Origin of the sequence: Lentzea sp. NPDC060358, assembly GCF_042725365.1 — a bacterium.
Taxonomy (GTDB): Bacteria; Actinomycetota; Actinomycetes; order Mycobacteriales; family Pseudonocardiaceae; genus Lentzea.
In genome coordinates this window covers 18249-31731 of the sequence record NZ_JBHXCW010000080.1, presented here as the reverse complement: position 1 = coordinate 31731, position 13483 = coordinate 18249, and the positions used below count along the sequence as shown (strand labels likewise).

12 protein-coding genes are annotated in these 13483 nt (G+C 74.4%); 8 read left to right on the top strand and 4 right to left on the bottom strand.

The window, feature by feature from the left end:
- Nucleotides 1–22: 22 nt before the first annotated feature.
- Nucleotides 23–877 carry an NAD(P)H-binding protein gene (locus ACFWGZ_RS18905; protein ID WP_382452823.1) on the bottom strand — a complete coding sequence of 285 codons (855 nt, stop codon included), beginning with the start codon at nucleotides 875–877 and terminating at the stop codon, nucleotides 23–25.
- A gap of 71 nt (nucleotides 878–948) precedes the next feature.
- Here ACFWGZ_RS18905 and ACFWGZ_RS18900 point away from each other — a divergent pair, with 71 nt between their 5' ends.
- Nucleotides 949–1620: a TetR/AcrR family transcriptional regulator gene (locus ACFWGZ_RS18900; protein ID WP_382452822.1), complete on the top strand. Its 672-nt coding sequence runs from the start codon at nucleotides 949–951 to the stop codon at nucleotides 1618–1620.
- 99 nt (nucleotides 1621–1719) lie between these two features.
- Nucleotides 1720–2208 carry an SRPBCC family protein gene (locus tag ACFWGZ_RS18895; protein ID WP_382452821.1) on the top strand — a complete coding sequence of 163 codons (489 nt, stop codon included), beginning with the start codon at nucleotides 1720–1722 and terminating at the stop codon, nucleotides 2206–2208.
- 240 nt (nucleotides 2209–2448) lie between these two features.
- Here the strand turns inward: ACFWGZ_RS18895 and ACFWGZ_RS18890 are convergent, their stop codons facing one another.
- Complete coding sequence (locus tag ACFWGZ_RS18890; RefSeq protein ID WP_382452820.1) at nucleotides 2449–3093, bottom strand: winged helix-turn-helix domain-containing protein; 645 nt, start codon at nucleotides 3091–3093, stop codon at nucleotides 2449–2451.
- A 19-nt stretch (nucleotides 3094–3112) separates the two neighbouring features.
- Nucleotides 3113–3961, bottom strand: coding sequence for a LuxR C-terminal-related transcriptional regulator (locus ACFWGZ_RS18885; RefSeq protein WP_382452819.1), 849 nt, complete (start codon nucleotides 3959–3961; stop codon nucleotides 3113–3115).
- 35 nt (nucleotides 3962–3996) lie between these two features.
- Between ACFWGZ_RS18885 and ACFWGZ_RS18880 the strand changes: the two genes are divergently transcribed.
- From ACFWGZ_RS18880 to ACFWGZ_RS18855, 6 genes are read left to right on the top strand one after another with little or no spacing between them, the layout of a single operon-like run.
- Nucleotides 3997–4689 (top strand): response regulator transcription factor, encoded by a 693-nt coding sequence (locus ACFWGZ_RS18880; RefSeq protein WP_382452818.1) that lies wholly within the window; start codon nucleotides 3997–3999, stop codon nucleotides 4687–4689.
- The gene (locus tag ACFWGZ_RS18875) at nucleotides 4686–5939 is read left to right on the top strand and encodes a sensor histidine kinase (RefSeq protein WP_382452817.1); all 1254 of its coding nucleotides are present in this window, start codon (nucleotides 4686–4688) and stop codon (nucleotides 5937–5939) included. The genes ACFWGZ_RS18880 and ACFWGZ_RS18875 overlap by 4 nt, the downstream gene beginning before the upstream one ends.
- Before the next feature lie 50 nt (nucleotides 5940–5989).
- Entirely contained in the window at nucleotides 5990–7786 is a 1797-nt protein-coding gene (locus ACFWGZ_RS18870; RefSeq protein ID WP_382452816.1) for a fibronectin type III domain-containing protein, read from the top strand.
- Nucleotides 7783–8742: an AAA family ATPase gene (locus tag ACFWGZ_RS18865; RefSeq protein WP_382452815.1), complete on the top strand. Its 960-nt coding sequence runs from the start codon at nucleotides 7783–7785 to the stop codon at nucleotides 8740–8742. Before ACFWGZ_RS18870 ends, ACFWGZ_RS18865 begins: the two co-directional genes overlap by 4 nt.
- A 2-nt stretch (nucleotides 8743–8744) precedes the next feature.
- The gene (locus ACFWGZ_RS18860; protein ID WP_382452814.1) at nucleotides 8745–9860 is read left to right on the top strand and encodes a DUF58 domain-containing protein; all 1116 of its coding nucleotides are present in this window, start codon (nucleotides 8745–8747) and stop codon (nucleotides 9858–9860) included.
- Nucleotides 9857–11932 carry a transglutaminaseTgpA domain-containing protein gene (locus ACFWGZ_RS18855; RefSeq protein WP_382452813.1) on the top strand — a complete coding sequence of 692 codons (2076 nt, stop codon included), beginning with the start codon at nucleotides 9857–9859 and terminating at the stop codon, nucleotides 11930–11932. The genes ACFWGZ_RS18860 and ACFWGZ_RS18855 overlap by 4 nt, the downstream gene beginning before the upstream one ends.
- A gap of 97 nt (nucleotides 11933–12029) precedes the next feature.
- On the opposite strand, the gene ACFWGZ_RS18850 is transcribed toward ACFWGZ_RS18855, so the two are convergent.
- Nucleotides 12030–13304, bottom strand: coding sequence for a protein kinase (locus tag ACFWGZ_RS18850; RefSeq protein ID WP_382452812.1), 1275 nt, complete (start codon nucleotides 13302–13304; stop codon nucleotides 12030–12032).
- Nucleotides 13305–13483 lie beyond the last annotated feature (179 nt).

Below are 13483 nucleotides of genomic sequence, written 5' to 3'. Positions count from 1 at the left end.
GGCCTGACCCCGGCGCCAGGGGTCAGGCCACCGCCGCTTCCAGCACCGCGCGCAACGAGGTGGTGGGGCGCCCGATCAGCTTCTCCAGCGCGTCCCCGGTCGTCGCGAACTCGCCGCGCCGTGAGGCGTGGAACAGGCCGAGCAGCATCGCGGCCCGGTCCTCCGGCACGCCGTGGCCGACCAGCGACGCCGTCCACTCCTCGTCCGGGACGACCACCCGGCGGATCGTGCGGCCGGTGATCTCGCCGAGCAGCGCGGCGACGTCGGCGAGGTCGAGGGCCTGCGGCGCGGTGAGGGGCGGGGTCGGTCCGTCGAACGTCTCCTCACCGGCCAGCAGCACCGCCGCGGCCTCGGCGAGGTCGGCGTGCGCGGTCCACGACACCGGCCCGTCGGCCGGCGCGACGAGTTCGCCGGTCGTCAGCGCCGGGCCGAGCAGCTGCGGAACCGTGCTCGCGTAGAAGCCGTTGCGCAGCGACGTGAACGCCGTCCCGGTGCGCGCGAGGTGCTGCTCGGTCGCGGCGTGGTCGGGCATCGGCGCGAACAGCGAGCCGGCTGCGGCGCCCTGGTGGCTCGTGTAGAAGACGCGCCGCGCCCCGGCGGCGCGGGCGGCGTCGACCGCGGCGACGTGGTGCGCCACCGCCTCCGGTCCGGTCGTGCTCGTCGAGACCACGAGGACGTGCGAGGCACCCTCGAAGGCCTCGGTGAGCGAACCGGGTTCGGCGAAGTCGCCGCGCCGCACCCGGACACCTCTCGACGCGAGCGCGGTCGCGTCCACGTCCCGCACGCTCACGCCGACGCGACTCGCCGGCACCCGGTCCAGCAGCCGCTCGACGACCTGTGCGCCGAGCTTGCCGTTCGCTCCACTGACGATGATCATCCCGCACTCGCTAACGTGGGTAGTAACGTTGTCACTATCGACGTTAGCAACATATTGGTAAGCTGTGCAACGTGGTGGAGAGCAGCCGGGACAGGGCACGGGCGAACGTGGTGGAGGTAGCGGCACAGCTGCTGCGCGAGCAGGGAGCCGCGGCGGTCACGATCCGCGCGGTGGCCCAGGCCGCGGGCACGCAGGCGCCGACGATCTACCGGTTCTTCGCGGACAAGGACGCCCTGCTCGACGCCGTCGCCGAGCACGTCTTCGCCGCGTACGTGGCGGACAAGGCGAACACCGAACGGCTCGACGACCCGGTGGCCGATCTGCGGGCCGGGTGGGAGACGCACCTCGGTTTCGGCCTCGCCAACCCCGAGCTGCTGAGCCTGCTGCTCGACCCCGCGCGCGCGGCCCGCTCCCCCGCGATGACCAGCGGCATCGAGATCCTGCGGGACCGGGTGGCCCGCGTGGCGGCGGCCGGGCGGCTCCAGGTCGGCGAACGGCGGGCCGTCGAGCTGATCCACGCCGCGGGCACCGGCGCGATGATCGCCCTGCTGGCGACGCCGCCGCCGGAGCGCGACCCCGGCCTCGCCGACGCGATGTGGGAGATGGTCCGGCGCACCGTCCTGACCAGCGAGCCATCCGATGAGGTGACGGTGACCGAGACCGTCGAGCGCGCCCTGCCGGCGTTGCACCAGCTCACGGCGGCCGAGCGCGCCCTGCTGGCCGAGTGGCTCACCCGCTCGTGACCCCGCTCTCCACAGCGGATCGTTTCTGAGTCGATTTTCGGGGTACCGCTAGAGCACCACGCACTCGACACGATCTCGACCCGCAGGGAGTCGCCAGTCATGAGCACGATCACCAAGTCCGTCGACGTCGCAGCCGATGTGACCAGCGTCTACAACCAGTGGACCCAGTTCACCGAGTTCCCGCGCTTCATGGAGGGCGTCGACCGGATCGACCAGCTCGACGACACCCGCACGCACTGGACCGTCAGCATCGCGGGCGTGCAGCGCGAGTTCGACGCCACGATCACCGAGCAGCACCCCGACGAGCGCGTGGCGTGGCGCTCGGACTCCGGCCCGGACCACGCCGGTGTCGTGACCGTGCACCGCCTCGACGCCGAGCACACCCGCGTCACGGTGCAGATGGACATCGACCCGGAGGGCTTCGTGGAGAACGTCGCCGACAAGCTCGGCGTCCTCGACCGCCGCGTGCAGGGCGACCTCGACCGGTTCAAGGACTTCATCGAGAACCGCGGCGGCGCCGAGACCGGCGCGTGGCGCGGCGACGTCGACCGGCCCGGCCAGAACGGTCCCGGCACCGGCCACGCCTGAGCCGCCAGGACCGCCGCGGTCTCCCCGCCGGGGCCAGGTGGGGACCTCATCCCGTGGCGCGGGACATCGCGGCACCCGGCTGGGAGTGCACAGCTCCCAGCCGGGGGTGCGGCGTCCCCGGTCCGAGAGGTTCGCGCTCACCGAGCTGGAACCAACACCGGGCCGGCGCACCGCCGGGCACCGCCGCCGCAGCCGGGCGGTCGCAGACCGGCCCACCGAAGATTCAGTCCACAGAGGACTTCATTCGCAGCGGTACCCGAAGCCGCGCACCGTGCGCACCACCGGCGGCGGGCCGAGCTTCTGGCGCAGCGCGGTGATCACCACGTCCAGCACGTTGGACGTCGGCCGCACCTCGGCGTCCCAGGCCGCCGCGACCAGGTCGTCGCGCCGCACCTGCCGCCCCTGCGCGGCCACCAGGCGTTCGAGCACCGTGAACTCCTTGACCGTCAGGCCCAGCGCCCGCCCGGCACGGGTCGCGGTGCGCCGGCCGAGGTCCAGCTCCAGGTCCCCGTGCCGCAGCACCGGTGGCGGCGCGACCGCGGTGAGGCGGCACAGGCTGCCCACCCGTGCGATCAGCTCCGGCATCGCGAACGGCTTGACGAGGTAGTCGTCGCCGTACGGCAGGCCCTCGACCGGGTTGTCGATGCCGGTCAGGAACAGCACGGGCGCGGTCCACCCGGCCTGACGGCGCCGTTTCACGTAGTGCAGCGCGTCGCCGGAGGGCAGGACCCGGTCGAAGACCACGCAGTCGTAGGCGTTGACGAACAGCGCCTCGTCGGCCGCGGGCAGGTCGCCGGCGACGTCGACGGCGAAACCCGCTGCCCGCAAGGAGGTCTCCACGCCGAAGCGGGTGTCGTCGTCGTCTTCGGTCACCAGCACGCGCACAGCGCCCGAACGTAGCGGATCATCCCGCGCGGCCGAGCAGCCAGCCGCGGTCGGCGGCCTTGGCACCCGCCTGGAAACGGCTGCGCGCACCCAGCCGGTCCATCAGCTGCGACACCGTGCGGCGGACCGTGCGCACCGAGATGTTGAGCCGGGCGGCCGCGGCCTCGTCGGTGCTGCCCTCGAACAGCAGCGTGAGCAGCTCGCGTTCGCGGTCGGTCACCTCGCCCGCCGGGGCCACCGCGGCGGTGAACGGCACGGCGGCCTGCCACACCCGTTCGAAGAGCTCGACCGCGGTCGTGACGACGCTCGCCAGTTCGAACGCGGCCACCGCGTCCCGGCGGCCGGCTGGCAGCACGGTCAGCACGCGGTCGACGACCACCGCGTCGAGCGGCACCTTCGGCGCCGACCTGATGTCCGCCCCCGCCAGCGCGAGCGCGCCCAGCCGCGCCGCGAGTCCGGGCGCCGTGCGGGCCCGGTCGGGCACCAGGACCCGGTACCGCACGCCGCGGCGCAGGTTGTCGTGGTCGACCTGGCGGATCGGCAGCGAGCACCCCGCCGCGGACCGGGCGATCAGCACCTCCCCGGCCGCCGCCAGCCTCGCCTCCAGTCCCACCACAGCGGGTGAACCCGACCGCACCAACGACAGCGTCTTCACAGAGTTCTCCCTCCGACGGGCAGAGCGGCGGACCGGCGCGGCAGGTTCCGGCCACGTCGCGCGGACGAGCTCGCCGGTCCCCGCCGAGGCGTTAAGGTGCAGCAGCGGCTTCCCCGGCGCCGTCCGGGTTCCGGGGGTGCCGAGGTCGACGACAGCGCCGGTGGCGGCGTGCGCCTCGAGCGGGCCCGGCACGTGGAAGATCAGCGGTGTCACAGTGCCCACCTTCTCCGTGACCACATGAGGATTTGATGACACGACCGGCGGGAGGGGTCCCTCCGCGCGTGCTGCTCGTCGAGGACCACGAGGACATGCGCGTCGCCCTGGTGGTCGAACTGGAGGCCGCCGGCTTCGCGGTCGACGACGCGGCGGACATCGCCGGCGCCGACGAGGCGTTGCGGGGCAACGACTACGACTGCGTCGTGTTCGACCGGCTGCTGCCCGACGGCGACTCGGTCACCTACGTGCACCGCCGGCGCCGGGAGGGCTGGGCCGCGCCCGTGCTCTTCCTGACCCAGCTCGACAGCGTCGCCGACCGGGTCGCCGGCTTCGGTCACGGCGGGGACGACTACGTGGTCAAGCCGTGCGACCTGGCCGTGGTGACCGCACGGGTGCGGGCGCTGTGCCGCCGGGCGGGGCGCGCCCGGCCGTCCGTGCTGCGGCACGCGGACCTGGAGCTCGACTGCGCGCGCCGGGAGGCCCGCCGCGGCGGGGCGCTGCTCACGTTGAGCCACAAGGAGTTCGCGGTGCTCGAACACCTGCTCTCCCGCGCCGGCACGACCGTCACCAGGTCGGAGCTGATCGAGCACTGCTGGGACACCAGCACCGACCCGATGTCCAACGTCGTCGACAAGGTCGTGAGCCGGTTGCGGCAGAAGCTGCTCGAACCGGAGCTCCTGCACACCGTGCGCGGCGTCGGGTTCCGGCTGGAGGCCGGCCGGTGAGCACCGGGGCCGCCGCACGGCTGCGCGGGCTGAGATGGCTCCTCACCGGCCTCTTCACGGTGCTGAACGCGGCGGGCGTGCTGCTGGTGGCGTGGCTGATGCTCGACCTGGACGAGCAGAAGGGCGAGCAGTCGCTCGACAGCGCGCTGAGCCGGGTGCCGCCGCTCGTGGTGCGCAAGCTGCAGTTCAGCGGCGGCAGGCTCGACACGACCGGGCTCTTCGGCGACACGATCACGGTCGAGTGCCCGCAGTTCGCGGTGCTCCCCGCGGGCGGCGGGAGGTTCGAGCCCTACCTGAGCATCAAGTCCTGCGTGGACGTCGACCGGTCCGTGCTCGACGACCTCGCGGCGGACGCCGTGAACACGCGCGCACCGCAAAGCGACTACGTGCGTGCGGTGGACGGCAGGCTCGTGCGCGTCCACGCGCAGCCGCTCAGCAGCGGGGACGGTCCGTACATCGGTGCGGTCGTCACGCTTGCGGACGCCCAGCGGGAGAAAGACCACCACGACCAACGAGTGCTGTTCGTGGCGCTGGGGGCCGTCGTGCTCATCACCGCGCTCGCGGGCACCGGCCACGTCCTGTCCGGGCTCGCGATCAAGCCCGCCGCGCACGCGCTCGACCAGCACGAGGAGATGCTCAACGGCATCGCCCACGACCTGAAGCGCCCGGTGACCGGGCTGCGGGCGCTCGCGGACACCGCGCTGCGCAACCCCGGCAGCGTCGGCAAGGTGCTGCCGCGGATCGTGCGGTTGTCCACGCGGATGGGCGGGATCGTGGGGACGCAGCTGATGCACGCGAAGTTCGAGGCGGGCGTGCAGCAGTTCGCCGTCCAGCCGGTGCAGCTCGACCAGCTCGTCGCCGCCGTCGTCGAGGACATCCCCGCCGAGGGCGCGCGCATCACCTTCACGTCCGTGCCGACGCGGGTGGACGCGGACCCGGACATGATCGGCCGCGCGGTGGAGAACCTCATCGGCAACGCGATCCAGCACGGCCACCAGCCCGGCGCCGACGCCGTCGTGCACGTGACCGTGGGCGGCGGGCGGGTCGTCGTCGCCGACGAGGGACCGGGCCTCGACCCGGAGGCGGCGCGGCGGGCGCTCCAGCGGTTCAGCGGCACCGGCACCTCGACGGGGCTGGGCCTGCACCTCGTGCAGCGGATCACGCACGCCCACGGCGGCACGCTCGGCATCTACCGGTCCGAGACCGGTGGGGCGGTCTTCGAGATCGCCCTGTCCGCCGAACAGCCGTGAATGTACCGATCCGGGAGGGTTCCTGTACCGCCGTCGATACCCTTCGTGCCGTGAGTGAGCGCAAGCACTCCCGCTGGCCACTTCTGGGGTTGGTCGTCGTCATCGTCGCGGTCGCGACGGTGGCGCTGACGGGCGCCGCGAAGAAGGTGCCGGGACTCGAGTTCATCCCGTCGGGACACTGGATCGCGAGCCCCGCGCTCGGGCTGGTGGTCCGCATCAACGGCGCCACCAGGAAACCCGACGCGCAGGTGTCCGTACCGGGTCTCGAACCGGGCGGCCACGTCGTGCAGGACGAGGCTCACGGCTACGTCGTCGGCTCGGACGACGTGACGATCTTCGGCAAGTCGACGCTGTCCGTGGAGACCACGGTCGCCTCGCCCGTGCCGGGTGAGCAGCCGGTGCCGATCGAGACCTCGGGCGGCGCGTACTCGGTCTACCGGCAGAGCGGCCAGATCGTGCGCCTCGGTGTACCCCCTCGGGTGATGTCCGCCAACGGTCCGCTCGGGCCGCCCGTGGCCACCCCCGACGGCACGGTCTGGGTGCACCTCACCGGCTCCGGCGCGATCTGCGGCGTCGCCCGCGGCGCGACGGACATCGCCTGCGCGGGCGTGGCGCCCACCGGTCACACCGGTGGTCTCACGGTCAGCGGCGGCAGGCTGCTGTTCGTCGACACCACCGACGACACGGTGAGAGTCGTGGAGACCAAGGGGTTCGGGCCCGCGGTGCCGCTCGGCGTCGACGTGCCGCCGGACGCCCGGATCGCTCCCGCGGACGCCGCCGGCCGCGTCGCGGTGCTGGACCCGTCCTCGCACCGCCTGCACCTCGTGGAGGCGCGGGTCGACGAGAAGGGCGCGCTCACCGGGCAGCGCTCGCCGGCGACCTCCGTGTCGCTGGAGGCCGGTGAGTACGACGGTCCCTCGGTCAGCGGCGAGTCGGTCGTGCTGCTGGAGCGCCGCAGCAACTCCGTGCGCACCTACGACAGCCAGGGCCGCCCGCGCGGCTCCACGCCCTTCCCGCAGGAGAAGGGCCGGCCGGAGCTCGTCCGCGGCGAGGACGCGCGGGTGTACGTCAACGGCGGCGAGGGCAGGCACGTCGTCGTCGTGGACAGGGACGGGTCGGTGCAGCCGGTGCCGGTCGTCCCCGCGAAGCCGGAGGACAGGCGCCAGCCGGCGCCGCCGCCGCCCGAGAAGAGCGCCGACGACACGGCGCCACCGGGCAACCCCGGCCGGCCCGTGCCCCCTCCCCCGCCCCCAACGCAGGCACCGCCACCGGTGCGGACGCCGCCGCCGATCCCGGTGACCCCGCCGGGCATGCCGCAGAACCTCGCCATCGCGCCCGGCCAGGCCAACGCGACCGTGACGTGGGGCGCCGCCCCGGCCAACGGCGCACCGGTAACCGCTTACCTCGTGTCGTGGCAGAGCGATGGCGGCATCACGGGCCAGGCCACGGTGTCGGCGCGGTCGCACGTGATCGCGGGCATCGGGACGGGGCCGTTCACGGTCACCGTGGCGGCGCGGAACAGCGCCGGGACGGGAACGCCCGCGTCGGCCCGGTACGTCCCGCCGCGGCCGACCCCGAAGATCACCCTCAGCCAGGGCGCGAGAGCACCGGAGTGCGGGAGGTCGGACTGCTACTGGATGCGGGTCGTCATGACCGGTTTCACGCCGAACACCAAGTACCAGGTGACGCCGCATTCCTCGGTCGACTACCACAACCCGGGTCGCGGTTCCACAGTGGACGCGAACGGCAACGCGGAGTTCAACGCGTTCTACTACCACATGGCCGATACGACCGTGTGGGTCGAGGCGAACGGCATCGAATCGAACCGGGTGACATGGACGGAATGAACCACACGCGCGCCGCCGCGGTCTTCGCGGCGATCTCCGACAACGTCCAGCTGGTGATCAGGGGGAAGCAGGACGTCGTGCGCCTCGCCGTCGTCGCGCTGCTCGCCGAGGGCCACCTGCTGCTCGAGGACGTGCCGGGCCTCGGCAAGACGACGCTCGCCCGGTGCCTCGCGCGGAGCATCGGCGGGAGCTGGAGCCGCATCCAGTTCACGCCGGACCTGCTGCCCGGCGACATCACCGGCGTCACCGTCTACCACCAGAAGGACGAGCGGTTCACCTTCCACCCCGGCGCGGTCTTCGCGAACGTCGTGGTGGCCGACGAGATCAACCGCGGCACGCCGAAGACCCAGTCGGCGATGCTCGAGGTGATGTCGGAGCGCCGGGTCACCGTGGACGGGGTGGCGCACGGGGTGCCGTCGCCGTTCCTGGTCGTGGCGACGCAGAACCCGATCGAGATGGAGGGCACCTACCGGCTGCCCGAGGCGCAGCTCGACCGGTTCCTGATGAGGCTGTCCGTGGGTTACCCGGACGTGGCCGACGAGGTGTCGATCATCATGAACACGGTCACCGGCATGACCGCCGACCGCCTGGGACCGGTGGTCGAGGTGGCCGCGCTGGTGGAGGCGATCGACGAGGTCCGGGGACTCCACGTCGACGGGGCGATCTGCGAGTACGCGGCCCGGATCTGCGCCGCGACCCGGATCCACGCCTCGGTGCGGTTCGGCGCGAGCCCGCGCGGCAGCATCGCGCTGGTGCGGGCGGGGCAGGCGCTCGCGGCCACCGCCGGCCGGTCGTTCGTCACCGCCGACGACGTCAAGCACGTCGCCGTCCCGGCGCTGGCGCACCGGCTCGTGCTGACCGCGGAGGCCGAGCTGCAGCAGCGGTCGCCGGAGGACGTGGTGGCGGAGGTCCTCGCGACCACCCCGGCACCGACGATGAGCGCCGCGGGCCGGTAGCCGTGCGGCTGACCGTGCGGGGCGTCGCCGTGCTGGTGGCGTCGCCGGGGCTGGGCGCGGCCGGGCTGTGGGGGCGCTACCCGCTGTTCCTGCTGCTGTCGGCGGCCGGACTGGTCGCGGTGGTCGCCGCCGTGCTGGTGACGGCGCGCAGGGTGGACGTCGAGGTGACGCGGGAGGTGCACCCGGACCGCGTGGAGCGGGGCGCGCAGGCGCTGGGGAAGCTGAAGGTGCGCAACCCGTCGGCGAGGTGGCAGCGCGGGTTCCTCGCCGTGGACACCGCCGGCGGGTACCACCGCACGGTCCAGGTGCACGGCCTGGCGCCGGGGGCCTCGCGGCCCTACGACTACCAGCTGCCGACACCGGTGCGCGGCCGGATGCCGGTCGGTCCGCTGGTGCTGTCGCGCACCGACCCGTTCGGCCTGGCGCGCAGCAGCCTGACGGTCGGCGGGGCGGTGACGCTCTGGGTGCACCCGCGCTCGCACCCCGCGCTGGCGCGGACCGGCGGGTTCCCGCGCCACCACCACGAGGGCCGCTCGAACGACCGCCTGCGCGGGTCGCTCGACCTCCGCGAGCTGCGCGAGTACCTGCCGGGCGACCAGGTCCGCGACATCCACTGGAAGGCGACCGCGCGCGCCGGCCGGTTGATGGTGAAGGAGTCGGCCGACCCGGACCAGCCCCGGCTCACCGTCGTGCTGGACACCCGCGCGGCGGTGCTCGGCGCGCCCGCGTTCGAGGAGGCCGTGGACGTCGCCGCCTCGCTGCTGCGCTCCGCGGCGCTCGCCGGGCACCACGCCCGGTTGCTCACCTCGTGCGGCACGGACGTCGCCACCGCGGGCGGGCCGCTCGCCGCACGGCAGCTGCTCGACCAGCTGTGCCTGCTGGGGCAGAGCACCGAGGCGGCCACGCTGCTGTCGGCGGTCCGGCACCAGGGCGGGTGCCTGGCCGTCGTGACGTCGGGGTCGGCGGACGTGGCGGAGCTGCCGGGACTGCGGTCGCGGTACTCGTCGATCTTCCTGCTGGCGCTGGGCGGGACCGCCGCCGCGGTGCCGGGGGCGCGGGTGCTGGCGGCCGGTGACTCCGCCGGGCTGGTGGGGATGTGGAACGAGGTGCGGACGTGAGAGAACGGCTGTCCGTAGCGGTGGTCGTGCTCGCCGCGGCCGTGGCCGGGCTGTGCTTCGCCCCGGTTTTCGGTGCCACCGCGCTGCTTCCGGTCGTCGCGGTCGTCGCCGTGGTCACCGGTGCAGCGGCACTGCTGACCGCCCGCGTCGTCGCCTGGCGTCCGGTGCTCGTCGCGGTCGCCGGGCTGCTCGCCGTCGTGGAGGTGCTGCTGTTCCCGACGACCCTCGCGGGCCTGCCCACCGCCACCACGGCCGAGCTGCTGGCCGAGGGGGTCACCGACTCCTGGCAGCTCACCCTGCAGTCCACCTGGCCCGCCCGGGCCGAAGCGCGCCTGGTGCTGTTCGTGCCGCTGCTCGTGCTGGTGGCGTGCGTGTTCGGCCTGGAGATCCTGCTGCGATCGAGAAAACCGGTGCTCGCGCTGGTGCCGAGCGCGGCCGTCGTCGTGCTGAGCCAGCTCTTCGGCGCCCTCACCGGTGGCGCCGCCGTGGTGGTGGCGCTGTCGTACGCCGCCGTGGCCGCGGTCCTGTTCGTGCTGAGCCGGCCCGCGGACGAGCACCAGTCCGCACGGGCGTTCCTGCCCGCTCCCCTGGCCGTCACCGCGGTCGTGGTCGTGGCCGGGCTGCTCGTGCCGCTGCCCGGTCCGGCGTACTCGCTCAAGCAGGACCAGGTCGTGCCGGTGTCCGCCCGCACGACCAACCCGCTCGACGACGTCGCCTCCCGGCGGACCCGCCCGAACGACAGGGTGTTCAGCGTGCGGCCCGCGTGCGACGAGTGCCTGCCGCAGCGGTGGCCCGTCGTCGTGCTCGACACCTACGACGGGGTCGCCTGGGCGACCGGCAGCCGGTACCGCCGGCTCGGCACGGAGCTGCCGCCGCCGGACCTGGACGTCCCGACGACCCGCCGGGACGCGGAGATCACCGTGCGGGACCGGGAGACCCGGTGGCTGCCCAGCCAGCCGTGGCCCGCCGCCGTGCGCGGGGCTGCCCTGCTCGTCGAGGAGGACGAGGGCAGCCTGCTGTCGGAACGGCCGCCCGGACAGGACACCGCGTACGGGCTGAGCTGGTGGGAGCCGGAGGTCCGCGGCTCGCTCGACGGGTTCGCCGTCGACCCGCGGCTGGGCGGCCGGGACGGGGTCGGCACCCCACCGCCCGGCGTCGCCGAACTCGCGAACGACGCCGTCCAGGGCGTCCGGTCGAGCTTCACGGCGGCGTTGCAGCTCGAACGCTTCCTGCGGGACAACTACCGGCAGGCCGACGGCTACGGCGGGCAGAGCTGGCCCGAGCTGCGGCGGTTCCTGCTCGACACCCGGGAGGGCACCGGCGAGCAGTTCGCCGCGGCGTACGTGGTGCTGGCGCGGATGCTCGGCATCCCGGCCAGGCTGGTCGTCGGGTACCGCACGCCCGACCGGGCGGCGGGCGGCGAGTACGTCGTCCGCAACGAGAACGCGTGGGTGTGGCCGGAGGTCGCGGTCGCGGGCGTCGGCTGGGTGCCGCTCGACCCGGCGGGCGCGGCGGCGCGCGGTTCCGGCCGGGACGGCGGTCTGGCCGCGGCGACGCAGAGCGCCCGCGAGGCGCTCCCGGACACCCCGCGGGACCCGCCCGTGGAGCCGGGGTCGCAGACCGCGCCGCAGGAGCAGGACCGGCCGTTCCCCTGGGCCGCCGTGGTCGTGCCGGCCGCCGCGCTCGTGCTGCTCTGGCTGACCGGGGTGCCCGCGGCGAAGTGGCTGCGGGCCCACGGGCGGCGGCGCCGGCCGGGCAGCGCGGCCGTGCAGGGCGCCTGGCTGGAGGCGCGCGACCGGGTGCGCGAGCACCGCGTGCCGCTCACGGCGGGCATGACGCCGGTGGAGATGGCCGCGGCCGCGGCGGCGGCGGGACTGCCCGGTTCGGCGGACGGCCTGCGCAGGCTGGCGTCCACAGTGGACTTCGCGCTGTGGTCCGGGGTCTCGCCGGACGACCAGGTCCGCCACGACGCGTGGGCCGCCGTTCGGGTGGTGCGCCGGGGGTTGCGCGCGCGGGGCTGGATGGCACGGGTGCGGGCCGCCGTCGACCCGCGCACGCTGACGCGCAGCTAGTGGTGTGACCCGTGGGTCCGGTCGAGGAGCCACGGTCGAGACTCGCTGAACAGGCCTGGTGGCGTGCCGAGCGCGGACCACCTCGCGTGACGCGCCGCTAGAACTTGCAGGTGGCGCCGCGCATCCCCTTCGGCTGGCTCTGGTAGACGCGGAAACCGTTGCTGCCCTGCACGAGGAAGCAGTACTTGCGGGTCGGGTCGATCTCGAACTCGATCGACCGGTTCCGCTGCGCGGGCTTGATCTCGAGCTCCGCGCCCTCCTTCGCGACGACGACCGCGAACTCGAGCTCCTCCCCGCTCTCCCAGCGCAGCTCGACCCGGTCGACCTCGTCCACCGGGTCGAGCAGCCGGAGCAGGACCGCCTGCGCCGGGGACGACGCCGCCGGCACGGGTGGCGTGCCGCGCACCGCCGGGTCGCTGCGCATCAGGACCACGCCCACGACGACGACCAGGAACAGCATGGCGGCGCCACCGAGCACCGGCCACGCCGGGTGCCTGCCCGCGGGCGCGCCGGGCGGGGAGACGAGCACCGGGGTGCCCAACGGCGCGGGACGGGGCGGGGCGGCGGACTCGGCTGGACTGTCCGGTGTGGACAGTCCGCCGAGCCACGCGACGACCTCGCGCATGCTGCCGGGGCGGACCGCCGGGTCCTTGGCGAGCAGGGCGCGCACGACCTCCGCCAGTTCGTCGGGCAGGTCGGGGCGGTCGGGCCGGGCCACGGCCGAGCCCAGCACGCGGAGCTTGCGGTCGTCCGGGTGCTCGCCGAGCCGCGCGGGGTGCGGGGACAGCCCCGACAGCGCCAGGTGCAGCACGGTGCCCAGGCCGTAGAGGTCGGTCCGCTCGTCCGCGGTGCCGTGCTCCAGGGTCTCCGGTGCGAGGAAGTCGATGCCGTCGCCGCCCTCGTGCGGGAAGGCGCGGCGCAGCGTGACGCCGAAGTCGGCGAGCACGGGGTCGCCGGACGGCCGGAACAGGACGTTGCCCGGAGTGACGCCGCCGTGGACGATGCCCGCCTCGTGGGCCGTGGCGAGCGCCTCGGCGAGCGTGCGGCCAAGCGCGACCGCCTCCGCCACGGGCAGCGGGCCCTCCTGCTCCACCACGTCCGTGAGCGACTCGGTGCACAGCTCCATCGCGAGTGCGGTGCGGTCGCCCAGGTCCTCCACGGAGTCCGCGACCAGGACGGCCGCCTTCGCGCGCAACGGCGCGAGACGGGCGAGCTCGCGTTCGACCTCGGTGCGGGCGCGGCGCGGCAGCTTGGCGCGGAACACCTTGAGCGCGACGGCCTCGCCCGTGGCGGTGCGCAGGCCCGCGTGCACCGTCGCCCTCGGCCCGGTGCCGCGCGGCACCAGCTCCCCGAACCCGTGATCAGTCCCCATCGCGGGTCCCATCCTAGAGAGGACCCGTCCCGCGGCGGGGCCCGGACGGCAGGAAGCGGCCACGCGCGGGCGGTGCGCGAGGCGGGGAACGGGACGGCCGTCCGCGATCGCGGACGCCGGGCACCGCGCCGCGGCCGCCGTGGCAGGAAGCGGTCAGCGCACCGCGCCGCGAGGGCCCG